General features: G+C 74.7%; 17 protein-coding genes. 8 read left to right on the top strand and 9 right to left on the bottom strand.

The features are described from left to right. Window positions 1–26 precede the first annotated feature (26 nt). The gene (locus tag ACYQ8Q_RS38665; protein WP_460071350.1) at window positions 27–803 is read right to left on the bottom strand and encodes an SDR family oxidoreductase; all 777 of its coding nucleotides are present in this window, start codon (window positions 801–803) and stop codon (window positions 27–29) included. A 256-nt stretch (window positions 804–1059) separates the two neighbouring features. Here ACYQ8Q_RS38665 and ACYQ8Q_RS38670 point away from each other — a divergent pair, with 256 nt between their 5' ends. Continuing rightward, the gene (locus tag ACYQ8Q_RS38670; RefSeq protein WP_460071351.1) at window positions 1060–2091 is read left to right on the top strand and encodes a LacI family DNA-binding transcriptional regulator; all 1032 of its coding nucleotides are present in this window, start codon (window positions 1060–1062) and stop codon (window positions 2089–2091) included. Window positions 2092–2114: 23 nt separating this feature from the next. Here ACYQ8Q_RS38670 and ACYQ8Q_RS38675 read toward each other — a convergent pair whose 3' ends face one another. Beyond that, complete coding sequence (locus ACYQ8Q_RS38675; RefSeq protein WP_460071352.1) at window positions 2115–2459, bottom strand: cupin domain-containing protein; 345 nt, start codon at window positions 2457–2459, stop codon at window positions 2115–2117. A gap of 166 nt (window positions 2460–2625) precedes the next feature. Between ACYQ8Q_RS38675 and ACYQ8Q_RS38680 the strand changes: the two genes are divergently transcribed. The 7 genes from ACYQ8Q_RS38680 to ACYQ8Q_RS38710 all read left to right on the top strand — a co-directional run bounded on the left by ACYQ8Q_RS38680 (window position 2626) and on the right by ACYQ8Q_RS38710 (window position 9150). Next, entirely contained in the window at window positions 2626–3276 is a 651-nt protein-coding gene (locus ACYQ8Q_RS38680) for a GntR family transcriptional regulator (protein ID WP_460071353.1), read from the top strand. Window positions 3277–3325: 49 nt separating this feature from the next. Further along, the gene (locus ACYQ8Q_RS38685) at window positions 3326–4078 is read left to right on the top strand and encodes a PIG-L deacetylase family protein (protein WP_460071354.1); all 753 of its coding nucleotides are present in this window, start codon (window positions 3326–3328) and stop codon (window positions 4076–4078) included. Then, window positions 4075–4779, top strand: coding sequence for a 4-carboxy-4-hydroxy-2-oxoadipate aldolase/oxaloacetate decarboxylase (locus ACYQ8Q_RS38690; protein WP_460071355.1), 705 nt, complete (start codon window positions 4075–4077; stop codon window positions 4777–4779). The genes ACYQ8Q_RS38685 and ACYQ8Q_RS38690 overlap by 4 nt, the downstream gene beginning before the upstream one ends. Further along, on the top strand, window positions 4776–5852 hold the full coding sequence (locus ACYQ8Q_RS38695; protein ID WP_460071356.1) for a 4-oxalomesaconate tautomerase: 1077 nt from the start codon (window positions 4776–4778) through the stop codon (window positions 5850–5852). Before ACYQ8Q_RS38690 ends, ACYQ8Q_RS38695 begins: the two co-directional genes overlap by 4 nt. Further along, complete coding sequence (locus tag ACYQ8Q_RS38700; RefSeq protein WP_460071357.1) at window positions 5849–6799, top strand: VOC family protein; 951 nt, start codon at window positions 5849–5851, stop codon at window positions 6797–6799. Before ACYQ8Q_RS38695 ends, ACYQ8Q_RS38700 begins: the two co-directional genes overlap by 4 nt. A gap of 128 nt (window positions 6800–6927) precedes the next feature. Then, entirely contained in the window at window positions 6928–8253 is a 1326-nt protein-coding gene (locus ACYQ8Q_RS38705; RefSeq protein WP_460071358.1) for an MFS transporter, read from the top strand. A gap of 108 nt (window positions 8254–8361) precedes the next feature. Then, a complete protein-coding gene (locus ACYQ8Q_RS38710) occupies window positions 8362–9150 on the top strand; it encodes an alpha/beta fold hydrolase (protein WP_460071359.1) in 789 nt (262 codons plus the stop codon). Window positions 9151–9252: 102 nt separating this feature from the next. Here ACYQ8Q_RS38710 and ACYQ8Q_RS38715 read toward each other — a convergent pair whose 3' ends face one another. The 7 genes from ACYQ8Q_RS38715 to ACYQ8Q_RS38745 all read right to left on the bottom strand — a co-directional run bounded on the left by ACYQ8Q_RS38715 (window position 9253) and on the right by ACYQ8Q_RS38745 (window position 25458). Further along, window positions 9253–10197, bottom strand: a complete 945-nt coding sequence (locus ACYQ8Q_RS38715) for an alpha/beta hydrolase fold domain-containing protein (RefSeq protein WP_460071360.1) — start codon at window positions 10195–10197, stop codon at window positions 9253–9255. Window positions 10198–10293: 96 nt separating this feature from the next. Further along, on the bottom strand, window positions 10294–11361 hold the full coding sequence (locus ACYQ8Q_RS38720; protein WP_460071361.1) for a class I SAM-dependent methyltransferase: 1068 nt from the start codon (window positions 11359–11361) through the stop codon (window positions 10294–10296). Beyond that, the gene (locus tag ACYQ8Q_RS38725; protein ID WP_460071362.1) at window positions 11358–12536 is read right to left on the bottom strand and encodes a glycosyltransferase; all 1179 of its coding nucleotides are present in this window, start codon (window positions 12534–12536) and stop codon (window positions 11358–11360) included. The genes ACYQ8Q_RS38720 and ACYQ8Q_RS38725 overlap by 4 nt, the downstream gene beginning before the upstream one ends. Then, complete coding sequence (locus ACYQ8Q_RS38730; protein WP_460071363.1) at window positions 12533–13339, bottom strand: alpha/beta fold hydrolase; 807 nt, start codon at window positions 13337–13339, stop codon at window positions 12533–12535. Before ACYQ8Q_RS38730 ends, ACYQ8Q_RS38725 begins: the two co-directional genes overlap by 4 nt. Before the next feature lie 3 nt (window positions 13340–13342). Further along, entirely contained in the window at window positions 13343–13651 is a 309-nt protein-coding gene (locus tag ACYQ8Q_RS38735) for an acyl carrier protein (protein ID WP_460071364.1), read from the bottom strand. After that, window positions 13648–18159 (bottom strand): beta-ketoacyl synthase N-terminal-like domain-containing protein, encoded by a 4512-nt coding sequence (locus tag ACYQ8Q_RS38740; protein WP_460071365.1) that lies wholly within the window; start codon window positions 18157–18159, stop codon window positions 13648–13650. Before ACYQ8Q_RS38740 ends, ACYQ8Q_RS38735 begins: the two co-directional genes overlap by 4 nt. A gap of 39 nt (window positions 18160–18198) precedes the next feature. Then, a complete protein-coding gene (locus ACYQ8Q_RS38745) occupies window positions 18199–25458 on the bottom strand; it encodes an SDR family oxidoreductase (RefSeq protein WP_460071366.1) in 7260 nt (2419 codons plus the stop codon). Between the last annotated feature and the right edge of the window lie 102 nt (window positions 25459–25560).

Consider the following 25560-nt stretch of genomic DNA (forward strand, 5'->3'; position numbering starts at 1 on the left):
AGATTCTTACGGGGGAGGGATGAGGTCTAGTCGAGGCCGCCGAGCACGTTCTGGTCCCAGTCGATCACCGAACCGGTGACCACGCCGGACCGATCGGACAGCAGGAACACCACGAAGTCGGCGATCTCGTCCGGCTGGCCGAGCTTGCCCATCGGCAGCCGTGCTGCGGCCTCCTCGCGCCAGTCGTCCCCGGCGCCGTGGAATGCCTTCTGCGTCGCGTCCTCGCCCTCGGTCGCCGTCCAGCCGATGTTCAGGCCGTTGATCCGGACGCGGTCGAAGCGATGGGCGTGCGCCGCGTTGCGGGTCAGACCGACCAGGCCCGCCTTGGCGGCGACGTACGGCGCGAGGAAGGCCTGTCCGCCGTGCGCCGAGGAGGTGATGATGTTGACGACCGTGCCGGGCGCCTTACGGGCCACCATGTCCGCGACCGCCGCCTGCATGGCGAAGAACGGCGCCTTCAGGTTGATCGCGATGTGCTGGTCGAACAGCTCGGGCGTGGTGTCGAGGAGCGTGCCCCGGGAGGTCAGCCCGGCCGAGTTGACCAGGCAGTCGACCCGGCCGTACGCGGCCACGGTCCGGGCCACCGAGGCCTTCGCCTGGTCGGCGTCCGCCAGGTCTGCCCGGACGAAGAGCGCCGTGCCGCCCGCCCCGGTCAGCTCGGCGACCAGGGCCTCGCCGGGCTCCGGCCGCCGCCCGGTGACCGCGACCAGGGCGCCCTCGCGGGCCGCCGCGCGCGCGATGGCCGCGCCCACGCCCTGGCTGCCGCCGTTGACGAGGACGGCCCTGTCATCGAGAAGTCCCATGTACCGCGTGTCCTTTCAGCCGATGCGCCGCTCGGCGCCCGCCCGCGGCCCGTCCCCGACGACCGCGGGGTCACCCCTCGCGCAGCCCCCGCCGGACGAGGGCCGCCTGGGAGGGCGCCCTCGGACATCGTCGTCCCTTCGATGACAATGGCGGCTCAGCACTGCCATTCTTGTCAGGACAAACCCGTCGAACAACCAGCAGGCGGCCATCAAAAACCCCTCAAGCGGACCGTCGAGCGACTACGAGGAGCCTTCCGTGGGTCATCCCTTCCCCCTCCGCGAGATCGCACGTCAGGCGGGTCTGAGCGAGGCCACCGTCGACCGGGTCCTCAACGGCCGGGGAGGGGTGCGTGAGTCCACCGCCCAGGAGGTGCGGCGGGCCATCGCCGAGCTGCACCGGCAGCGCACCCAGGTCCGGCTCGTCGGCCGGACCTTCATGGTGGACATCGTGATGCAGGCGCCCGAACGGTTCACCACCGCCGTACGGGCCGCGCTGGAGGCCGAACTGCCCTCGCTGCACCCGGCGGTGCTGCGCTCCCGCTTCCACTTCCGGGAGACCGGACCGGTCGCGGAGCAGATCGCCGTCCTCGACCGGATAGCCCGGCGCGGCTCGCAGGGCGTGATCCTCAAGGCGCCGGACGTCCCCGAGATCACGGCCGCCGTGGGCCGGCTGGTCGCCACCGGCATTCCGGTCGTCACCCTCGTCACGGACCTGCCCGCGAGCGCCCGGCTCGCCTATGTCGGCATCGACAACCGGGCCGCCGGCGCCACCGCCGCGTACCTCATGGGGCAGTGGCTGGGCGACCGCCCCGGCAATGTCCTCACCAGTCTGTCCAGCGGCTTCTTCCGCAACGAGGAGGAGCGCGAGATGGGCTTCCGCGGTGTGCTGCGGGCCCGGCACCCGGGCCGCACCCTGGTGGAGATCACCGAGGGGCAGGGCCTGGACGCCACCCAGTACGACCTCGTCCGGGCCGCCCTGGCCCGCGACCCGGAGATCCGGGCGGTGTACTCGATCGGCGGCGGGAACTTCGCCACCCTGAAGGCCTTCGCCGACGCGCGCCGCGAGTGCGCCGTGTTCGTCGCGCACGACCTCGACCACGACAACACCCGGCTGCTGCGCGACCACCGGCTGTCCGCCGTACTCCACCACGATCTGCGCCAGGACATGCGCGAGGCCTGCCACACCGTGATGCGCGCCCACGGGGCCCTGCCGCCCGCCGGGCCGGTCCTGCCGTCCGCGATCCAGGTGGTGACCCCGTACAACATGCCCCAGTCGGCGGGCGGCTGACCCGGGCCGGGGCCGGACGGGGCTCAGAGGTTGATCGCGTACGCCTTGCGCAGGGTCTCGTGGACCGTCCAGGTCGTCCGGTCGCCCGCGCGCAGGACCGCCAGGTCGCCCGGGCCGACGGTCAGGGTGGGGCCGCCCTCGATCTCGATGGTCGCCGAGCCGCTGAGCACGACGAACATCTCGTCGGCCTCGGTGTCGGTGACCACCCCCGGTGTGATCTGCCAGACGCCCCGGATCTGCCGGCCGTCCGCCGACTCCCAGACGACCTTGCCGGTCACCTCGGGCGTGCCGGAGACGATCTGCGCCGGGTCGAGCGGCTCGGGTTCCAGGGCGGCGTGGGGGATGTGCAGAGCGAAGCTGTGGGTCATGCGACGACCCTAGAGGCGGTGCGCGCCCGCCCGGTGTGGACACAGTGTGCGGTATCCGCCCGGCCGGGCGGACGGTTCGTCGTGACGGGCAAGTGACCGACAAAATTGTTGACAATCTTGTTTGGCTAGATTTAGGTTCGACAGGCACTCACTCAGGGAGGGCGCAATGCCGAACGAAGCCCGTCCGAGCACCGGGGAGCAGGCCAAGCAGCATGCGCTCGCGCAGCTGCGGCAGGCGATCCTGCACGGCGACATGGCACCGGCGCAGCGGTTGGTGGAGAACGAGCTCGCCGAGCAGTTCGGTGTGACCCGGGCCAGCATCCGCGCGGCACTCATCGATCTGGAGTCCCAGGGACTCGTCGAGCGGATCCGCAACCGCGGTTCGCGGGTGCGGGTGGTGACCGTGGACGAGGCGGTCGCCATCACCGAGTGCCGCATGGTCCTCGAAGGGCTGTGCGCGGCGAAGGCGGCCGTCGCGGCCAGCGACGAGCAGCTGATCCAGCTCACCGAGCTGGGGACGGCGATGACCAAGGCAGTCGCCGACGGCGAACCGGTCACCTACTCCGACCTCAACCACGAACTGCACGTCCGCATCCGGGAGTTCTCCGGCCAGCAGACCGCGCAGGAACTGCTGGAGCGGCTGAACGCGCAGCTGGTGCGCCACCGCTTCCAGCTGGCGCTGAGACCGGGACGGCCGCAGCAATCCCTGACCGAGCACCTGACCATGATCGAAGCGATCCGGGCCAGGGACCCGCAGGCGGCCGAGACGGCCGTCCGCGCCCACCTCAGCAGTGTGATCGAGGCGCTGCGCGACTGATCACGGCTGCGCGAGGCGGGCGCCCACCTGTCATCAAGGAGAGAACAGCATGACCCAGGCCAACGCGCCCGCCCGCCCACCCCGGTCCACCCTCGTCGTCACCGCCCATGCCGGGGACTTCGTCTGGCGTGCGGGCGGTGCCATCGCCCTGGCCGCCGCGCGCGGGGAGAACGTCACCATCGCCTGTCTGACCTTCGGCGAGCGCGGGGAGTCCGCCAAGGCCTGGCGCGAGGGCAGGAAGCTCGACGAGATCAAGGCGATCCGCCGGGACGAGGCCGAGCGGGCCGCCGCGACCCTGGGGGCCGAGGTCCGCTTCTTCGACGCCGGCGACTACCCGCTCGTCGCCTCCGCCGAGCTGACCGACCGGCTCGTCGCGCTCTACCGCGAGACCCAGCCCGACGTCGTCCTCACCCACCCGGCCGAGGACCCGTACAACGGCGACCACCCGGCCGCCCATCGGATGGCCCTGGAGGCCCGGGTCCTCGCGCAGGCCATCGGCTACCCGGGCGAGGGCGAGATCATCGGCGCCCCGCCGGTCTTCTACTTCGAGCCGCACCAGCCCGAGATGAGCGGCTTCCGCCCCGAGGTGCTGCTCGACATCACCGAGGTCTGGGAGACCAAGCGGGGGGCCATGGAGTGCCTGGGCGCGCAGCAGCACCTGTGGGACTACTACACCGACCTCGCCGTCCGCCGGGGCGTCCAGCTCAGGCGCAACGCCGGCCCCAACCTCGGTCTGGCGCACAGGACGCTGGCCGAGGCGTTCATGCGCCCCTACCCGCAGATCGCGAAGGAGCTGGCGTGAGCGGCGTGATCGTCACCAACCCGCCGAAGGCGGAGCGGAAGGACGTCGACGCGCTGGCCGCCTTCGGGGTGGCCACCGTCAGCGAGGCGATGGGGCGGGCCGGGCTGCTCGGGCCGGGCGTCCGCCCGATCCAGCAGGGCGTACGGATGGCCGGCACCGCCGTCACCGTCCTCAGCTGGCCCGGGGACAACCTCATGATCCACGCGGCCGTCGAACAGTGCGGCGAGGGCGACGTCCTGGTCGTCACCACCACCTCCCCGTCCACCGACGGCATGTTCGGCGAGCTGTTCGCGACCGCGCTCCGGCGGCGCGGGGTGCGCGGACTGGTCATCAACGCGGGCGTCCGGGACACCCAGGAGCTGCGCGAGATCGACTTCCCGGTCTGGTCGCGGGCGGTCTCCGCGCAGGGCACGGTGAAGGCCACCGGCGGCTCGGTGAACGTGCCCGTCGCGATCGACGGCCAGGTGATCCGCCCCGGCGATGTGGTCCTCGCCGACGACGACGGGGTCGTGGTCGTCCCGCGCGAGCGCGCCCGGGCCGTGGCGGAGGCGTCCGAGGCCCGCGAGGCCAAGGAGGCCCGCGCCCGCGCCGCCTTCCTCGACGGCGAACTCGGCCTGGACCGCTACGGGTTGCGGGAGACCCTGCGGCAACTCGGCGTCGAGTACCGGACGTACGAGGAGTACCCGGGGGAGTCGCGGTGACCTCCCTGCCCGAGGAGGTGCCCTGTCTGCTGATGCGGGGCGGCACCTCCAAGGGCGCCTACTTCCTCGCCGGTGACCTCCCCGCCGAACCGGCTCTGCGCGACGAGCTGTTGCTGCGCGTGATGGGCAGCCCGGACGAGCGCCAGATCGACGGCCTGGGCGGCGGGCACCCGCTCACCAGCAAGATCGCGGTGGTGTCCCGGTCCGCCCACCCGCGCGCCGACGTCGATTATCTCTTCCTGCAAGTGGCCGTGGACCGGGCCGAGGTGAGTGACCGTCAGAACTGCGGCAACATCCTGGCGGGCGTCGGCCCGTTCGCCGTGGAGCGCGGACTCGTCGCGGCGGGGGACCGGGAGACCGCCGTACGGATCCGCATGGTCAACAGCGGCGACCTCGCGACGGCGACCTTCCCGACCCCCGGTGGCCGGGTGCGCTACACCGGCGGGGCCGAGATCTCCGGCGTGCCGGGGACGGCCGCGCCGGTGGTGATCGAGTTCCCGGCGGGCGAGCGTCACCTGCTGCCCACCGGCAACGTCCGGGACGTGATCGACGGCACCCCGGTGACCTGCGTGGACAACGGCATGCCGACCGTGCTGATGCGCGCCGCGGATCTCGGCGTCACCGGCTACGAGCCGCCCCGGGACCTGGAGGAGGACCTGGCCCTCGCCGACCGGCTGCGCGCGATCCGGCTGGCGGCCGGCCGGCTGATGGGCCTCGGTGACGTATCCGACACCACCGTCCCCAAGCTCACGCTGCTCGCCCCGCCCCGCGCCGGGGGCGCGGTCACCACCCGCACCTTCATTCCCGTGCGCTGTCACCCCTCGATCGGCGTCCTCGGCGCGGCGGGCGTCGCGGCCGGGCTGCGGATCGAGGGCGGGGTGGCGGACAAGGCCGCCGTGCCGCCCGCCGACCGTGACCGGGTACGCATAGAACATCCCACGGGATTCCTCGACATCGACATCACCCTCGGCACCACCCCCGAGGGACTGCCCACCGCCCGTCGCACCGCCGTGGTCCGCACGGCCCGCAAGATCTTCGACGGCACGGTCTTCCCCACTGGAGGTCAACGATGACTCCGCCGCTCGGCGACATCGCCCACATCGGCCACGCCCAGCTCTTCACCCCGGACCTGGACGCCAGCGTCGCCTTCTTCACCGACTATCTGGGCCTCACGGTCGACGGTGAGGACGGCGGCACGGTCTACCTGCGGACCTTCGACGACTACGAGCACCACAGCCTGGTGCTCACCGCCCGCGAGCAGCCCGGCCTCGGCCGGCTCGCCCTGCGCACCTCCAGCGAGGAGGCCCTCCACCGCCGGGTCGCGGCGATCGAGGCGGCGGGCGGAACCGGCGCCTGGGCCGAGGACGAACCCGGCCTCGGCAAGCTCTACGTCACCACCGATCCCGACGGCCACGAGCACGCCCTGTACTGGGAGAGCGAGCACTACCGGGCGCCCGAGGGGCTCAGGCCCGCGCTGAAGAACCAGCCCCAGGCCAAACCCAACCGGGGCGTGGGCGTACGGCGCCTGGACCACGTCAACTTCCTCGCCGCCGACGTGCTCGCCAACGCCGAGTTCCAGCAGAACGTGCTCGGCGCCCGGCCCACCGAGCAGATCAGGCTCGACAACGGCACGATCGCGGCGCGCTGGCTGACGTACACGAACAAGTCGTACGACGTCGTCTACACCTCGGACTGGACCGGAAGCGCCGGACGGCTGCACCACATCGCGTTCGCGACGGACACCCGGGAGGACATCCTGCGCGCCGCCGACCTGGCGATCGACACGGGTGTGTTCATCGAGACGGGACCGCACAAGCACGCCATCCAGCAGACGTTCTTCCTCTACGTCTACGAGCCCGGCGGCAACCGCGTCGAGCTGTGCAACCCGCTCACCCGGCTGGTGCTGGCCCCCGACTGGCCGCTGATCACCTGGACCGAGGACGAGCGCAGGAAGGGCCAGGCCTGGGGTCTGCAGACCATCGCGTCCTTCCACACGCACGGGACACCGCCCGTCGCCTGAGCGGCCGCCGGCGTCGGCGATCCGTCGACTCCGTCGATTGTCGATGAGATTGTTGACAAAAGCGTTGACACTTTTCGGGGTGGGTCCTTAGCGTCTGAGGACCCACCCCGCTCGAGAGGGAAACAACGATGTCCTCCTCCACCCACCCGGCCGCGCGCGGCAGCAGACTGGCCCTCCTGGTCGTCGGCCTGTGCTGGCTGGCCGTCCTGTTCGACGGCCTCGACATGTTCATCTACGGCTCCGTGCTGCCGCACCTGCTGGAGACGAAGACCTTCGGCCTCACCCCGGACACGGCCGGTGACCTGGGCAGCTACGCCACCTTCGGGATGCTCGTCGGCGCCCTCACGGCGGGTACGGTCGCCGACCGGATCGGGCGCAAGAAGCTGATGGTCGGCTGCGTCGTCCTGTTCTCGCTGGCGTCCGGGGTGTGCGCGCTCGCCGGCAGCGTCGAGGTCTTCGGCCTCGGCCGGACCCTCGCGGGCGTCGGCCTCGGCGGTCTGCTGCCCACCGCGATCAGCATGGTCTCCGACTACGCCCCGCGCGGCCGCGCCGCCGTCACCATCGGCCTGCTGATGACCGCCCACCACGCCGGCGGCATCCTCTCCGCCTATGTCGCCAAGTGGCTGATCGACCCGGTCGGCTGGCGCGCGGCCTTCTGGGTCTGCGTGGCCCCGCTGCTGTTCGCCCCGGTACTGGCGAAGCTCCTGCCCGAGTCGCTGAGCTTCCTCGTCGCCAAGGGCCGTACCGAGGAGGCGACCGCGCTCGCCGCCCGCCACGACGTCGAACTGCCCGCCGCCCCGTCCGGCCGCAGGTCCGCCGCCGACCGCTTCGACGCCCTCGCCGGACTCTTCCGCGGCGGCGAGTGGATCCAGACCCTGCTGTACTGGCTGGCCTCGTTCGGCGGCCTCCTGCTGGTCTACGGCGTCGCCACCTGGCTGCCGACCCTGATGCGCGCCGAGGGCTACGCGCTCGCCAACGCCCTGACCTTCGTCGTCGTCTTCAACCTCGGCGGCATCGTGGGCATGCTGGTCGCCGGCCGCGCCGCCGACCGCTTCGGCGCCCCGCGTATCTCCGCGGTCTGGTTCGCGCTCACCGCCGCCGGTGTCTTCCTGCTCAGCGTGCACCTGTCGACCGCGATCACGATGATCGTCGTCTTCCTCACCGGTGTGTTCCTCAACAGCGCCCAGACGATGATCTACGCGACGGTGTCGATCCGCTCGGCCCCCGACAACCGCGCCACCGCCGTCGGCTGGACCTCCGGCATGGGCCGCTTCGGCGCCGTCTTCGGCCCCTGGCTCGGCGGCCAGCTGCTCGCCGCGGGCCACGGCGACTGGGGCTTCACCGCCTTCGCGCTCGCCGGTGTCTCCTCCATGGTCTTCATCGGGATCGCGGCCCTGCGCGGCGCGAAGCAGCCGCCCGTCCCCGCCGGCCAGGAGCTGGTGGGCGCGCACTGACCGACGCGCACCGGCACCCGGGGGACACCGTCACGCCGGCCCCGCACCTCGTGTGCGGTGGCCGGCGTTCGGGGTGCGGAGCGCGTCGTACGGGGTCACGCTCGTTGTATGGGTGAGCGTTGGGAGGTCCGCCGCGGAGGGCCGGCGGACGCCGCGCACCGGGTGCTGATGATCCCGGGCGGACTGTGCACGAACGAGTTCTGCGCGGACGTCATGGCCGAGCCCGCGGTGGCCGGCCTCGGGACGGTCGCGGTGACGCTGCCGGGCTTCGGCCGCACCGAGCCGCCCGAGGACGTGTCCATGGAGCACTACGCCCGGCTGATGGCGGACTTCGCCGCCGAGGCGGGCTGCGAGGCGGTGGTGGGGCACAGCCTGGGCGCCAACGTGGCGCTGGAGATGGCCGCCCTCGGCCTGTTCCGGGGGCCGCTCGTGCTGCTCTCGCCGAGCTTCTCGCGCGGGGACGAGACGAAGTCCCTGGCGGTGCTGAACGCGGTGGGCCGGGTGCCGGGGCTCGGCGCGATGGTCTGGGCGGGCATGCTCGGGCTGCTGCCCCGGGCGATGAAACGCGAACTGCCGCCGCGGCGCGCGGAGGCGCTCGCGGCGGTGATGGCCGACAACGACCCGGCGGCCTGCCGCCGGATCCTCCAGGAGTACTACGCCTACCTCGGGCGTCATCGGTCGCTGGTGCGGCGGCTGTGCGGGGCCGGCGTCCCGTCCTGGGTGGTGCGGGGCGACCACGACGAGATCGGCCTGACCGACGAGGAACGGGCCGGTCTCGAGGCCTGCCCGCACGTGCGGATGGTGACGGTCCCGGACGCGGGACACGCGGTCCTGGTGGAACAGCCCACGGCGGTCGCCGAGGTGATCGCGGAGGCGGTGAAGGCCGGGGTGCGCTGAGTGCCCTGAAGGGGCGCGGGGCGCGAACTCGGGGGTCGTCCCGCCGGAAGCCGCCGAATAGGGGGACGGCGGCTTCCGGCGGGACCGCGGTGCCCGCGCCTCTCAGGAGGCGTCGGACGCGGTGGCCCGGCGGAGATGACGGGCCATCAGGGCATAAGCGGTACGGGCCTTCTCGTCGTCGTTCGTGTCATAGCCGTGGTCGGCCCCGGCCACCTCGTGGTGCTCGACGAGGGCACCGGCCGAGCGCAGCCGCTCGGCGTAGCGGACCGCCTCGGCGCGCAGCAGGTCGTACTCGGCCGTGACCACCAGCGCCGGCGCGATGCCCCGGAGATCGGCGGTGTCCGAGGGATGCGCGGGGGAGACGAGCCGGTCGGCGCGCTCCTTGGCGTCGGGCACGTACGACGTGTCGAAGACGTCCGCCATCCAGGGCCGCAGCATCGGCCTGGCGACCGCCGCCTTCTTGTCCCGGGCGGCGGTGGCGAGGTCCAGCGGCGGATAGTGCAGCACCTGGAGGGCGATCGGCGGCCCGCCCTGCTCCAGGGCCTGGCGGGCCACGGCCGCGGCGAGACCGCCACCCGCGCTCTGCCCGCCCACGGTGAGCCGCGCACCGTCCCAGCCGTGCTCCGCGCCGTGCCCGGCCACCCAGCGCACGACCTCGTACGCCTGGGTGGTCGGCGCCGGGAACGGGTGCTGCGGCGCGACCACGTACTTCACGTTGACCACGACCACACCCGCCTCGACGGCCAGGAACCGGCACAGCGCGTCGTCCATCACCGGCATCGACATGACATAGCCGCCGCCGTGGAAGTTGACGTGGACGGGCGGCCGCGCGGCGGTCCCGGCCGGCGGCAGATACACCGTGACCGGCGCCGGGGCGACCGAGGTCGGCACGGTCGTCTCACTCGCGTCCCGCGGGTACTCGGGAAACCGGGCCAGCCAGGCGGCCGTGGAACCGGGGCCGCCGGAGCGGCGGCTCGCCAGCCTGGTGAGGCCCTGCATCGTCTTGGCGGCGCGGGTCGCCACCGCCGGTCTGGCCAGGAGGGACATGCGGGTTCCGTTCGTCGGACCGTACCGTCGATCGCCAGGATTCCTGATGATTCGATGGGCCTGAAGCTAGCACGGCGGAACCCGTCTGCCCAGCCGTCAGTCGCGTCGGGCCACGATCCGGTACGCGTTGGCCACGCCCAGCCGGTGCGCCAGCGGCCGGACGGCGAACCGGTCCAGCAGCGTGCCCGCGATCAGCGCCGGGACGCCCGCGACCAGCAGCGCCGCCCGCAGCGCCCGGCGGGGCGCACCCGGCCGTGCGGGCAGCCACGGCGCGTCCTCGCGCGGCGCCGCGTGGTCCAGCGCCAGCCAGACGGCGGCCAGCAGATCGACCGGGTCGTGCGGCTCGGCGTGCTGCTCCGCGACCACCGTGAAGCCCAGTTCGGTGAGCCGGTCCCGCAGATTGCCCACCGGCACGAGATGCAGATGCTGCGGCTGGAGCCAGGGCAGCCACCAGCGGCCGAGCAGCCGCGCGTACCGGCTCTCGGGGTCGGGGACCTCGATCAGCAGATGCCCGCCCGGCCGCACCGCCTCCCGCGCGGCCCGCAGCTCACGGTCGGGGTCGGTGCTGTGCTCCAGATAGTGGAACATGCTCACCACGTCGTAGCGGGCGGCCAGTTCGGGCGCCAGGTCCGGGAAGCTGCCCCGGTGGCCGTGCGCCACCCGGCCCTCCCGCTCGGCGAGTTCGACACCGTCGGTGAAGTCCAGCCCGTCGAACACCGTGTCCGGCAGCACCTCCCGGGCCGCCGCGCAGAAGTGCCCGTGCCCGGTGCCCACGTCCAGCCAGGCCTTCGGCGCGCGGTCGTACGGCAGCATCGACTCGGCCCGGTTCCGGTACGCCTTCGTCCGCGCCCCGAAGGTCTCCCCGAGCTTCTTCTCCCCGAGGCCGTCGTAGAAGTCCCGGTAGTAGAACTCCAGCCCCTCCGCGCTCAGCCGGGGGTTCTGGAAGACGTGCCCGCAGCCCTCGCAGCGGTCCAGGACGAACCGGCCCGGCTTGTGCTGGAGCAGGTCGGTGGTGCGCAGCCGGGTGGTGAGGGCCTCGCAGCCGCACCACGGGCAGCTGGTGCGCCGGGGCTCCAGGAAGCGCTCCACCCCGGCCGCGAGGTCGGCCTGGTAGCCGGGGCGCAGCGCGGCGATCCGCTCGCCCGGCCGCAGCTCGTCGGTCATCCGGACTCCCTTGCCAGCTTCTCGACATGGTCCGCGGCGGCCGGTGCGCCGCCCGCGGCACGGAACGCCGAACCGATCCGGTCGGCGGCCGCCCAGTACCCGGGCCCGTGCAGTACGGCGTCCAGGGCGGCGCCCAGCCGCTCCGCGGTGACCCGGCCGAAGCGCACCCGCACCCCGGCGCCCGCGTCCACGACCTGCCCGGCGACCACCGGCTGGTCGTCCCGGATGGGGGCGACGACCAGCGGGACACCGTGCCACAGCGCCTCGCACACCGTGTTGTGCCCGGCGTGGCACACCACCGCGTCCACCCCCCGCTCCAGCAGGGCGAGTTGGGGCACCGACGGCACCACCAGCACATCCTTGTCGTCCCTGCCGCCCCCGCCGTCCTCGGCGGCGCCGAGCGTGCCGCCCGGGTCGACGATCAACGCCTGCACCTGGTCGGCCCGTTCGCGCAGCGCGGTCCGGCACACGTCGAGGAAGCGCCCGCCCACGTCGGTGTTGGCGGTGCCGAGACTCACCAGGACGGTGGCCCGGCCGGCGTCCAGCCACTCCCAGGGGAAGCCGGACGCCTCGGGGCGCGCGGTGATCGAGGGACCCACCCAGCGCACGCCCTCGGCCGGGCCCGCCAGCTCCGCCGCGCTGAAGCCCAGCACGAGGTGCGGGGAGAAACGCGGGTCGGTCGTCCGCGAGGGATCGCCGAGCCGGGTGCGCAGGGCGGCCAGCCGCCCGTCGACCCACTCCCGCACCTTGGGCAGCCCGGCCAGCGGGTCGGTGAACTCCGCCGAGGTCGTCGCCGAGGTCGCCCAGGGCAGCCCCAGCCGCTCGGCGGTGAACGCCCCCGCGAACGCCTGCTGGTCGGCCACCACCACATCCGGCCGGAACTCCCGCGCGGCCGCCCGCACACCCGGCGCCATCGCCTCGGCCAGCGGCAGCAGGTACCACTCCCACAGGAACTTCAGCGCCTCGGGACCGCGCAGCTCCGCGGGCCGCTCGCCCCGGACGGCACCGGCACACCCGAACACCTGCGCCCCGGGCCCCGCGAGCCGCCCCACCAGCTCCGGGTCCGGGCACACCCACGCCACCCGGTGTCCTCGCGCGAGAAGCTCGGCGGCGACCCCCACGGCCGGGTTCACATGCCCGACCAGCGGCGGCACGACGAACAGGAACCGGCTCACCGGGCCGCCGTCCCGAGCGTCTGCGCCACCAGCGCAAGCACCTGCCCGCCCACCGTCCCCGAGGCCTCCACGAGGATCGAGTGCTCATGCCCGGGCACGATCACGGTCCGGCAGTCCGGCAGCACCCCCTCCAGCCAGGCCGCCTGCCCGGCCAGGTCGGAGTCGCCCCCGTAGAGGGCGAGCACCGGGCAGCGCACCGCCGCGATCTGTTCCTCGGTGAGCACCCGGCTGGCCGGGATGTCCCGGCCGAGCGTGGTCTCCCGCACCAGCCGCGCCGCGCTCCTGGCCAGCCGGGCCGTGTGCTGCCCCCGGTGGGCCGTGACCCAGGCGAGCGCCTCCGGCTCGTGGTGCGCGAGCCGCTCCACCACCCAGCCAAGGATCCGCTCCAGTTTCTCCGCCCAGGCGGGGGTGGCCGGCTCGGACTCGATGAGACAGACACTGCTCGCCCGCTCCGGATGACGGGCCGCGTAGCCGAACGCGACCGTGCCGCCGTAGGAGTTGCCGACCAGATGGACCGGCCCGGTCACCCCGAGCCGGTCCAGGAGCGCCTCCAGGTCGTCGATGTTGTGGTCCAGGGTGTAGCCCTCGGCGGGGCGTTCGCTGCGGCCGTGGCCGCGCAGGTCGTACATGACGACGTCGAGGCCGGCCGCCGCGAACGCGGGGGCGACGGTGAAGTAGTGGCTGGCCAGGCTGTCGGTGAGCAGACCGTGCACCAGGACGACGGTGGCGTCGGCCGGGCGGCCCCCGCCGGGACCGAGCCGCTGGACGTGCAACCGGACGGCGCCGGTGTCGACCATCGCCATGGTTCAGTTCGCCCCCGCCGCCTTCAGACTGGTCACCACGTACTCGACGAGCCGGCCGACGGTCAGCTCGATGATCTCGTCGAGCTCCATCCCCGCCAGGAACTCGGCGAAGTTGACCCGGTCGCCGTAGTGCTCCTGGAGCAGTCCCGCCAGCGTCACCAGGTCGATGCTCTCCAGCTCCAGATCGCGGTTGAACGTGGTCTCCCTGCCGATCTCCACGTCGTCGAGGCCGTACTCGTCCTCCAGGAGCCGGGCGAGCATGCCGGTGATGTCGGCGAGGACGCTCTCCTCGTCGGCGGTGACGGGGGTCATCGGTCGTACTCCTTCGGTCGGATCGGTTCCGTGGACGCGGGTTCGGGGCCCGTGGTCCAGGCGACGACGTACTGCCGGACGGGCAGGGTGGGCGGGTTGGCGGCGGGATCGCAGTGCACGGTGTAGGCGCGCTCCAGGCGGCCGGAGACGGTCAGCCGCCGGCCGTCCGGGGTCGCGTCCCGCACGGTGAAGTCCCTTGGCCGGCCGCCGAATCCGGTGCCCTCCGCCTTGGCGACGGCCTCCTTCGCCGTCCAGAAGCGGGTGAACCAGAGCGCCTCGGAGTCCTCGGTGGTCGACAACAGACTTCTCAGCAGCCGGAGTTCGTCCGGGCCCAGGGCCGCGTCGAGGGTCTCGGGTGGACGTGCCGTGACCTCCTCGACGTCGATGCCGGGGCCCGGTCCGGGGGTGTGCGGGCGGACGATCGCCACGCCCGCCTCCGCGCAGTGCGCCAGGGAGACGTCCAGCGCGGGCAGGACCCGTCCGTGCACACCGGTGACGTACGGGCGGCCCGACGCGTCGTTGTCCACCCGGAGTTCCGCCGGGAAGACCGGGCCCTCGCCCCGGTCCCACAGCCACCGCCGTACGGCGTCCTTGACGGCGATCCGGCCGAGCAGCCACTGCCGGCGGCCGCGCGGGGCGTGTGCCGCGTAGGCGTCACGCTCCCGGCCGCCGAGCGAGTTGCGCATGATCAGCTCACGGGAGGCAAGGTCCGGCCAGCGCTCGTGCAGCAGCGTCCAGCCGCCCGGCCGGGACTCCGAGAGCGTGTTGCGCTCCGGGAAGCGCTCGACGGGACGGGTCCTGGGGTCGTTGTCGAACCGGCGGTCCTGCCAGCCGTACAGCTCGGCCCAGACCGTGCCGTCGACCGTGAGCTGGACGTCCGCCTCCAGGACGGTGTCGGTGAGCGAGGTGATCCGGACCAGACACGCGACCTCGGTGCCGGGGGCGGGATGCGGCCCGTAGAACCGCATCTCCCGCATGCCGACCGGGAACACCACGGTCCGCTCGGTCCGCGTCGCCATGATCCAGTAGCCGAGGATCTGACCGACGTTGTCCAGCAGCGCGCCCGGCGCGGGCGGGGTGGTGATGATCCCGCGCACCTGCCGGTCGCCGATCGCGGTCAGCTCGGTGACGCCCTGGAACGCGGGGCCGTGGAACATCCAGCGCTCGTCGTAGAGCTGGGCCGCGGTGTGCTCGGGGACGCGTTCGGCGGCGGTGCCGGCCGGCCACGAGGCCGGGGGCGGGGACGGGTGGGAGGCGGCCAGTTCGACCGTGGCGCGGGCGCGGGGGCCGAAGGAGACGGCCATGCGGTCCGGGCCCTCCGGGACCGCCGCCACCGGTACGTCGACCGGCGGGGTGGCGGTGAGCCACTCCTCGAACCGCGCGCCGTGCACGGCGACCGGCACCGTGCCGGGGGCCGCCTCGGCCGCCGCGTCCATGATGTGCCGCACGATCGTCGTCGCCGGCACCACCGGCCACCGGTCGGCCACGTCGGGCCAGCCGGGGCGCTGCGGGAAGAAGCAGTGGTCGAGGAGGTGGGGCATGGTGTCCGGGGAGACCCGGACGGTGGTGCGGCGCGGGGCGGGGGCCGCACGGGCGGGGCGCCGGGCCGAGGGGTCCATCAGGGCCGCGGCCGTGTCCGCCGTCTCCCGCATCAGCGCGGTCAACTCGGCGGCCAGTGGGGAGTGTTCGGCGAGCGTGTCCAGGGGCGAGGGGTGGCCACCGGTTCCGGTGCGGAGCCCGGCGCGGAGCCCGGGGAGCCGGTCCGGCGGGAGCGACACGAGGGCGCCGCCCAGGTCCAGCCGAACCGGAGGCCGTCGGGCCGGCGTCCGCCGGGGAGGGTGCGTCAGCGCGGGGGCCACGTCCGCGCCCGCCGTCCACACCGCCGTGGCCACCCGGCGGAGCTGGGCCAGGCCCGTGCGGTGGGGGGAGTTGGCGGCGACGACCAGGTGGTCCTGTCCGCCGAGGGTGTCGCCGACGAGGGAGCCGAGCTGACCGGGGCCCGCCTGGACGAACACGCGGTGCCCCGCCGCGTACAGCGCCTGCGCCAACTGCCGGAAACGCACCGGTTCCAGCAGATGCCGTACGAACAACTCCCGTATCTCCGCCTCCCCTTCGGGGAAGGGAGCGGCGGTCGTCCCGGACCAGACGGGGGTGTGGGGCGCCTGGAGCCGGAACCGGTCGGCGGCCTCCTGGATCGGGCCCAGGTGGGGCTCCAGCATCGGGGTGTGGAAGCCCGACCGGAACGGCAGCACCTGGCTGAGCACACCCCGGGAGCGGAACTCCCGGACGAACTCCTCGACCGCCGCCTCCGGCCCGCACACCATGGACTGGCCGGGCGCGTTGTCATGGGAGAGGACGAGTCCCGCCCCGGCCCTGCCTTCCTCGCGCAGGGCCGCCAGCACCCGTTCGGCGGAGGCGCCGATCGCGCCGAAGGCCAGCCCGGGGACCGTCACCGAGTCGGGGTCGAAGCCCGCCATGAAGGCGTCGACCTCGTCCCCCGCGTACAGTCCGCCCGCCGCCATCGCCGTCCACTCGCCCACGCTGTGCCCGGCGACCGAGTCCGGCACGATCCCGGTGCGGCGCAGCGCGGTGTCGAGCAGCCGGCCCACGGCGACGACACCGAAGCCGTGCCGGCCGATGTCCTGCGCCTCCTCGCCGGGGAGTTCGGGGGCGGGCAGGCCGAAGTGGGCGGCGATGTCGTCGACCCGGGGTGTGAAGTCGCCCTCCAGGCCGGGGAAGAGGAACGCCAGCTTTCCGGATTCGGCACCGAGCAGTGGTCCCGGCCGGAACCAGACGTCGGTACGGCCGTGCCAGGCCCGCCCCTTGCCGACGGCGCGACGGGCCAGCGCGAGCCGCTTGGCGGTGGGGTCGACGATCCCGACCCGCGCCGGGCCCGCGCCCGGGTGCGGACGGGCGGGGTCGAGCCCGCCGGCCCGCACGGTGACGTCGTCGGCGTCCAGCAGGGCGGCGAGCCCTCCGGGGGAGTCGGCGGCGAGGAGCAGGATCTGCTCGGGTTCGGTCACCCGCGGCCGCGAGGGGGCGGCGGGCATCGCACCGCGTTCCGCCCGTGCCCCCGGTGCCTCCTCCAGGACCACGTGCGCGTTGATCCCGCCGAACCCGAAGGCGTTGACGGCGGCCCGGCGGACCGGCGCCCCTGGGCCGGTCTCCCACTCCGCCGCCTTCTCCAGGGTGCGGAAGCGCGTGCGGGCGAGGCCCGGGTGCGGATCGTCGCAGTGGAGCGTGGGCAGCAGGGTCGCGTGGTGGACCGCGAGGGCGGCCTTGACCAGACCGGCGACACCGGCCGCGGGCATGGTGTGCCCGATCATCGACTTCACCGAGCCCACAACGGCGTCCCGCTCGCCGTCGCCCGGCCCGAACACCTCGGCCAGCGTGCTCAGTTCGGCGCCGTCACCGGCGGGTGTCGCGGTCCCGTGCGCCTCCAGCAGTCCCAGCGCGCCGGGCGCCGCGGGGTCGAGCCCGGCGGCCCGCCACGCCTGTCGCACGGCCGCGGCCTGACCGCCGGGATCGGGGTTGACCAGCCCGGCCGCCCGGCCGTCGCTGGCCACCCCGGTGCCCCGGATCACGGCGTATACCCGGTCGCCGTCCCGCTCGGCGTCGGCCAGCCGCTTCAGGACGACGACCCCGGTGCCCTCCCCGATGAGGATGCCGTCGGCGTCCCGGTGGAAGGGGCGGATCCGCTGGCTCGGGGACAGGGCGCGCAGTTGGGAGAACACGCTCCACAGCGTGATGTCGTGGCAGTGGTGGACGCCCCCCGCGAGCATCAGGTCGCAGCGCCCGGAGGCCAGTTCGCCGACCGCCTGGTCCACGGCGACCAGCGAGGACGCGCAGGCCGCGTCCACCGTGTACGCCGGGCCGCGCAGATCGAGCCGGTTGGCGACCCGGGAGGCGGCGAGGTTGGGCACGAGACCGATCGCCGCTTCGGGGCTGTCCGGCCCCAGTCGCTCGGTGAACGCCTCGCGGACACGCGCGAGTTGTCCCTCGGTCAGGTCGGGCAGCAGCTCGCCCAGCGTCCGCACCAGCTGTCCCGCCGTACGCACCCGCTGGTCGAGCCGGGCCAGCGCGGGGGTGAGGTAGCCGCCCCGGCCGAGGACGACGCCGACGCGACCTCGGTCGGGGAGCCGGTCCGTGCCGCCCGCGTCGTCGAGGGCCGCGGCGGCCACGTGCAGGGCGATCAGCTGGTCGGGCTCGGTGCCGGCCACCGAGTTCGGCATGATCCCGAACCGGGTGACCTCCACCTCCGCCAGCCCGTCCACGAACCCGCCCCTGCGGGCGTAGACCCGGTCCGCGAGGGCCGGTTCGGCGGCCGTGCCGGGCCGGTAGTAGTCGGCGTCCCAGCGTCCCTCCGGCACCTCGCCGATCGCGTCCACACCGTCCCGCAGGTTCCGCCAGTAGGCGTCCAGACCGGCGGATCCGGGCAGCAGCACCGACATGCCGACGATGGCCACCGGTACTTGACGGGCCGTCAAGGGTTCTCTCCCGGCTCCCATGCCTTCTCTCCCGGCCGTCACGGGGGATGACGTCACCGGTCACCAGCCCGAAGCGGTGTGGACCACGGCCGTGACCGACGGATCGCCCCACGCCAGCTCCCGCAGCAGCGCCGCGGTCCCCTCCTCGGGGTCGATCAGCCGGATGCCGCGCCGGGCGTACTCGCGGGCCAGTTCCGCCCCGACCATTCCGCCGTGACCGGGGGCGGGCGCCCACGGGCCCCAGTGCACGGTCACCGCACGCCGTCCGGTGCGGGCGGCGAAGGCGGCGCCGAGGGTCTCCAGGGCGTCGTTGGCCGCGGCGTAGTCCACCTGGCCCCGGTTGCCGAGGACGGCGGAGATGCTGCCGAACAGCACCGTGAACGCGGGCGCGGACGGCAGTTCCTCCAGCGCCGTCAGCAGGGCGTCCGCGCCGGTCGCCTTCGTTCCGTAGACCCGCTGGAAGGACTCGGCGCTCTTCTCCGCGATCAGCCGGTCCTCGATGATCCCGGCCGCGTGCACCACGCCGTCGAGCCGGCCGTGCTCGGCGTGGATCTCCTTGACCGCCTGCACCACCGCCTCGGGCTCGCGGAAGTCGACCGACCGGTAGCGCACCCGGGCGCCGAGCGCGCCGAGTTCACCGAGGGTCGCGGTGATCTCCCGTTGGGCCAGCAGGAGTTCGGCGGCCCGGTTGATCTCCGCCGGCCTCAGCCCGCCGCGCGCGGCGAGTACGGACCGCAGTTCGGCCATGGTGCGCGCGCCGGCCGTGTCGGGGGCCTCGGGGCCGTCCGGCGCGGGCGTCCGGCCGAGCAGTTCCAGCCGGCAGCGGGCGGCTCCGGCGAGCGCGGCGGCGAACTGCGCGGTGATGCCCCGCGCCCCGCCCGTCAGCACCACCACCGAGTCCTGGTCCAGGCCGAGCGCGGCCGCCTCGGCGACCCCGTCCCCGGCCGGTCCGGCGCCGGTGCGGCCGAGCGCCCCCAGGGGCTCCTCCACCAGCTCGAAGCCGTACCGTCCGTCCTGTGCGCGCACCACCACCGGCGTCCGGTCGGCTGCCGCGGCCTCCTCGACCACGGCCCGCGCGACCGCGTCCGGCGCGGCGTCGGCCAGGTCGACGAGCCGGGCGAGCGTCTGCGGGTACTCCCGTGCCACGGTCCGGAACAGCCCGCGCAGCCCGGCCGAGCGGGCGTCCGGCGCCTCGCCGTCCAGGTGCCGTACGGCCAGCAGCCGGCCCGGACCACGCCCGAGGGCCGCCTTGAGCACGCCGAACGCGTCGGGCAGCACCGGCACGTCGTCCTCGGGCCCGGCGAGCGCGCCGAGGTACAGCACACCGTCCACCGGCCCGTCCGCCTCGGACAGCGCATGGTCCCGGGCGTGTACGACGACCTCGGCGCCGTGGGCCGCGAGGCGCGCGGCGGCCTCCGGGGCGTCCCCGAGCAGGGCCCAGCGGGTGCCGGCCAGCACGGCGGCCGGGTCGGCCGCGGCGGCGTCGAGCAGGACCGGCCGCAGCACATGCCGCCGGGGCGGCTCACCGGTGACTTCGTCGAGGTGACGGGAGGCGCTCGCGGCGGCGGGCCGGGAGGTCTCCGGGGCACCGGGCCGGGATGTCTCCGCGGCGGCCGGCCGGGACGGCTCCATCACCCCGGGCCTGGAGGGCTCACCGGTAGCGGGGCGGGACGGGTCCATCACGGCGGGCCGGGATGTCTCCGCGGCGGCCGGCCGGGACGGGTCCATCCCGCCGGGCCTGGAAGGCTCGCCGGTAGCGGGGCGGGACGGGTCCACCACGCCGGGCCAGGAAGGCTCCCCGGCGGTCGGCCGGGCAGGCTCGCCGTCCGCCGACCCCGCACCCGCACCGGCCGCTCCCGACCCCGGACCCGAGCCCGCCGATCTCGGACCCGCACCTGCCGACCCCGCACCCGTCGAGGCCGTTCCCGCACCCGCACCCGCCGGGGCCGCTCCCATCGATCCCGGGGCCGCTCCCGTCGGGGCCGGGTCGTCCAGCCGGGATCGGAGCCAGTCCGTCACCGCCGCGGCCGTCCGTGCCTTCGCCAGCTCCTCCAGTTCGGCGTCGTCCAGCGCGGTGAGGTCCGCCGCGCCCCCGGCGCCCAGGCGCTTCGCCAGCTCCCCGGCGATCTCGGCCCGCTTGATGGAGTCGATGCTGAGGTCCGCCTCCAGATCGAGGTCGGGCTCGATCATGTCGACGGGGTAGCCGGTGCGCTCGCTGATGATCTCCAGGACGACCTGCTGGACGTCGGTGTCGCCGACGGGAGCGGAGACGGGCTCCGGGACGGGCACGGTGACCGGGGCCGCCGCCGGTACCGCCGCGAGGGCGGCCATCCGGATCACCTCGGCCGGGGCCTCGGTCCGCGGTGCGAGGGGCGCCGGGAGGTGCGCTCCCGGTGTGGCACCGAAGTAGGTGAGCAGCACGTCCCGTTGGGCGGCGATCATCTCCCGGCTGGTGCGCAGGAACTCGGAGATCAGCGCGTCCCGGTCGGCGGGGGCGCCGTGCGGGGGATTCGTCGTCACTGTCGGCACGGTCCTTTCGACGGGGTCCGCGAGGCGTTGGGCGGGGGCGAGCGCGCCGGGCAGCAGCGCGCCGGAGGCGGTGCGGACCAGGTGTCCGTCCACCGTCCAGCCGGGCCGCTTCGGCGGGGAGGTGTGGACGGCGTCGACGGCGTCCCGGCCGCGCAGCAGCCCGCCGGTGCGCACCGGCAGCCCCGCCACGGCCAGCCGCGCCAGCGCGTCCAGCCAGCCGGGCAGTCCGGCGCCGGGCCGGGGCTCGCAGGCCACCGTCCGGTGCGGCCGGTCGCCGAGGATCTGCCCGACCAGCCGGGTCAGCACGGACCCCGGACCGGCCTCGACGAAGACCCGCGCCCCCGCCTCGTACATCGCCTCGATCTGCTCGGCGAAGGCGACGGGCGCCCCGATCTGCGCGGCGAGTCCGGTCCGTACGGCGTCCGGGTCGGCCGGATAGGGGGCGGCCGTGCGGTTGGCCCACACCGGGAACTCGGGGGCGTGCACCGGCCGTTCGGCGAGCACCTCGGCGAAGCGGTCACCGGCCCCGGCGACGAGCGGGCTGTGGAAGGCACAGGCGACCGGGATCCGTTTCGCCCCGAGGCCAGCCTCGCGCAGCAGCCGTACGGCGTCCGTGACCGCGTCGGTCGGGCCCGAGACCACCGTCTGCTCCGGCGAGTTGTGGTTGGCGAGGACCACCGAGTCCGGCGCCCCGGCCGCCCGCAGGGCTCGGGCCGTCTCCTCGGCGCCCGCCGCGACGGCGGCCATGGTGCCGGGTTCCGGACCGGCGCCGGCGGCGGCGTCCAGGATGGCCGCCGCCCGCTCGGCGCTCAGGTCCAGCAGGGTGTCGGGATCGAGGGCGCCGGCCGCGCACAGGGCGACCAGCTCGCCGTAGCTGTGCCCGGCGGCCATGTCCGGGCGCACCCCCGCCGCCGTGAGCACGGCGTGCGCGGCGAGCCCGGCGACACCGAGGGCGGGCTGGGCGACCCGGGTGTCGGTCAGCGCGGCCCGCTGCCGCTCCCGGGCGGCCTCGTCGAAGGCGGCCGGAGGGTACAGCGCGCCGGCGTGGGCCCGGCCGAGTTCCAGGTACGGGCGCAACTCGGGGAAGGCCAGGAAGAGTTCGCCGAGCATGCCGGGGCGCTGGCTGCCCTGGCCGGGGAAGAGGAAGGCGACCGCGCCGTCCTGCGGGTCGTGCGGGTGCAGCCCGTGCCGGGGGTCCCACTCGCCGCGCAGCGCTCGCCGGAGCTTGCCGGTGAGGTCGTCGACGTCCGTCGCCACGACCGCGATCCGCACGGGATCGCCGCTCGCGTCCGCCCGCCGGGCCGCGCTCAGCGCCAGGTCGCGCAGCCGCCACGGCCGGCCCTCGGCCTCCGCCGCGCGCAGCAGTTCCTCGACCGCCCGGTGGGCCGTGGCCTCGTCCCGTCCCCGGAACAGGAACAGTTCGGCCGGCCAGGCGTCCAGGCCCCGCACCGGCGGTGCGCCGTCCGCGTAGGCGCTCAGCACGGCGTGGAAGTTGGTGCCGCCGAACCCGAACGCGCTGACCCCGGCGAGCCGTTCACCGGCGGGCGCCGCCCACGGCCGGGCCTCGGCGTGGAAGGCGAACGGGCTGCCGTCCGCGTCCCAGGCCGCGTTGGGGGCCTCGACGTGCAGGGTCGGCGGCCGGACGCCGGTGTACAGCGCCAGCAGGGTCTTGATCAGCCCGGCCAGTCCGGCCGCGCACTTGGTGTGCCCGATCTGCGACTTCACCGAACCGAGTACACAGGACCCGGACTCGGCTCCGGCCTCGCCGAACACCTCGCCGAGGATGCGCAGTTCGGTACGGTCGCCGACCACCGTTCCGGTGCCGTGCGCCTCGACGAGTCCCACGTCGGCCGGGGAGACGCCCGCGCTGCGGTACGCCCGCTCCAGCGCCGAGCGCTGGCCCTCGGGGCGGGGGGCGGTCAGGCCGAGGGAGCGACCGTCGCTGGAGGCACCGAGGCCCTTGATGACGCCGTAGATCCGGTCGCCGTCGCGTTCGGCGTCCGCGAGCCGTTTGAGGACGACACAGGCCACGCCCTCGCCGAGTGCGATGCCGTCCGCCGAGCCGTCGAAGGCCCGGGAGCGGCCGGTGGGGGACAGGGCGTGGACGGAGGAGAACAGCACGTAGTCGTTGATGCCGTTGTGTAGGTCGGCGCCCCCGCACAGCACCACGTCGGAGGTGCCGCCGACGAGTTCCTTGCAGGCGACGTCCACCGCGGCGAGCGAGGACGCGCAGGCCGCGTCGACCGTGTAGTTGGCGCCGCCGAGGTCGAGCCGGTTGGCGATCCGCCCGGAGATGACGTTGGCGAGCATGCCGGGGAAGGAGTCCTCGGTGAGCCTGGGGAGCTGCTCCTCCAGACCGGCCGGCACCTTGCCGTAGTAGGAGGGGAGCACGGCCCGCAGGGTGGCCGCGTTCGACAGGTCGCTGCCGGCCTCGGCGCCGAACACCACCGAGGTCCGCGCACGGTCGAACTCCCGTCCGCCGTCGCCGTATCCGGCGTCCTCCAGGGCCCGCCGGGCGGCCTCCAGGGACAGCAGCTGCACCGGCTCGACGCTGCCGAGGGAGGCCGGCGGGATGCCGTAGCGCAGCGGGTCGAAGGGGATCGGCGGCAGGAAGCCGCCCCACTTCGACGGGGTGGACTCGCCGTGGTGGACGGCCGGGTCCCAGCGGTCGGCCGGGACCTCGCCGACCGCGTCGACGCCGCCGACGACGTTGGCCCAGAAGGTGGGCAGATCGGGTGCCTGCGGGAACATGCACGCCATGCCGACGACCGCGACGTCCAGCGGCGCCGGCGCCTCGGGCTCCGTCCGCCCGTCCGCCGGCACGCCCAACTCGGCGGCTCGCAGGGCGAGATGTTCGGCGGCGCCGGTCGTCACGGACGCGTGCAGTGCGGCGAGGGTCGTGGTGGCCGAGCGCAGCACGGCCACCTCCCCGGCCATGAACATCCCCTCGGCGTGCTGGCGTTGTTCGTCGACGGGGGTGAGGGTGCCCTCGCCGTCGCGGGTCACGCCCTTGCTGGCCAGGCGCAGCCGGCCCACGTTGAGGCGCTCCAGTTCCTCCCAGACCTGCCGCTCGGGCACGCCGTCCGCGCGCAGCCGCGCCTCCTGCGCGCGGAAGTCGGCGGCGAACGGGCTCGGCACGCACCGGGTGGCGTGGCCCGGCGCCGACTCCAGGAGCGTGGTGCCCTCGGCGGCCAGGACCTGGCGCTGGAACAGCGGGCGGATCGCGCCGTGTGTCACCGCCTCCTCGGTGAAGAGGTAGGCCGTCCCCATCAGCACACCGACGGCCGCCCCGCGCGCGGTCAGCGGGGCGGCCAGCGCGGCGACCATCGCGGCCGACCGCTCGTCGTGCACCCCGCCCGCGAAGAACACCTCCAGGTCCGAGCCGTCGGCATCGGCCAGGTGGTCCTCCAGCACGGCGAGTTGGGCTTCCCAGAGCGGGAAGCTGCCGCGCGGTCCCACATGCCCGCCGCACTCGGAGCCCTCGAACACGAACCGGCGCGCGCCCGCCTGGAGGAACTGCCGCAGCAGCCCCGGCGACGGCACGTGCAGGAAGGTCCGGATGCCGTCCCGCTCCAGGGCCTGCGCCTGGGACGGCCGCCCGCCCGCGATGACCGCGTGCGTCGGCCGCAGCTCCCGTACGGCCTCCAGCTGCGCGGCCCGCACCTCCTCCGGCGCGAAACCGAGCACCCCCACCCCCCAGGGCCGCCCCGCCACCGCGTCCCGGGTCGCCGCGAGCAGCTCCCGGGTCCGCGCCCCGTCCGCCAGGGCCAGCGCCAGGAACGGCAGCGCCCCCTTCGCGGCGACCGCGGCGGCGAAGGACGCCTCGTCGCTCACCCGGGTCATCGGCCCCTGCGCCACCGGCAGCCGGGTGCCTAGCGCGGCGCTCATCGGCGACTGAGCCCCCAGCGCCCGTACGGCCGTGTCGTCGCCCAGGGCCTCCAGCACCGCCTCGCGCAGGGCCCGTACCGTGCGCCGGGCGTCGCCCCAGCGCTCGGCGAAGCGGGCGGCGAGGAAACCGTCCTGGCCCACCGGGAGGAGTTCGGTGCGCGGATCGCGGGCGCCGAGCAGCGCCGCCACCGCCTCGGGCCCGGCGTCCTCGGGGACCCGGGGGGCATCGGGACCGCGTCTGCGCAGGACGCGGTGCCCGGCCAGGACGACGGTCTCCGAGCCGTCCATCGCGCGCAGCGCGGCGGCCGCCGGCCCGGGGAGCGCGGAGTCGTCGAGCAGGGCGAGCTGGCTGTCCAGGACGACACCGGCCGCCCCGCCGGCCACCGCGGCGGCGGCCGTGCGCGGCCCGATCCCGCCGCACGCCCACACCGGCAGCCCGAGATCCTGGGCCGCGAGCAGCTGCTGGAGCAGGACGAAGGTGCCGATCCCGCCGACCCGGCCGCCGCACTCGGCGCCCCGCGCGATCAGTCCGTACGCCCCGGCGCGCGCCGCTTGCCCCGCCCCCGCGCGATCGGTGACCTCCACCAGCACGCGGTGGCGGCCCGCGACCTCGGCCACGGGCCAGGGCGCGTCCGCGGCGAGCACCACGGTGTGCGGTCCGGCGTCCCCCGCGGGGAGGTCGGCGGGGGTGAGCCGACAGCCGGGTCCGACTCTCACCCCGTAGGCGCCGGGTGAGGCGCGGCGCAGCCGGGCCAGCGCCTCGCGCGCTCTTCGGTCCCCGGGCCCCAGGTCGAGCACGCCGAGGCCGCCGGCCCGGCCGACCGCCAGGGCGAGACCGGCGTCGGGCTCACCGAACGGGGTGATGCCGATGATCATGTCCTCGGAACGCGCAGCGGACGTCATGATTCTCCGAATCAACGTGAAACCGCAGGGTGGGGGGTTCAGGACAGCAAAGGCGGTGCACCGCATTCGCGCGGGCACAGGTCACCGCGGAAGGCGGGATCA

It is taken from the genome of Streptomyces sp. YKOK-I1, assembly GCF_054660435.1.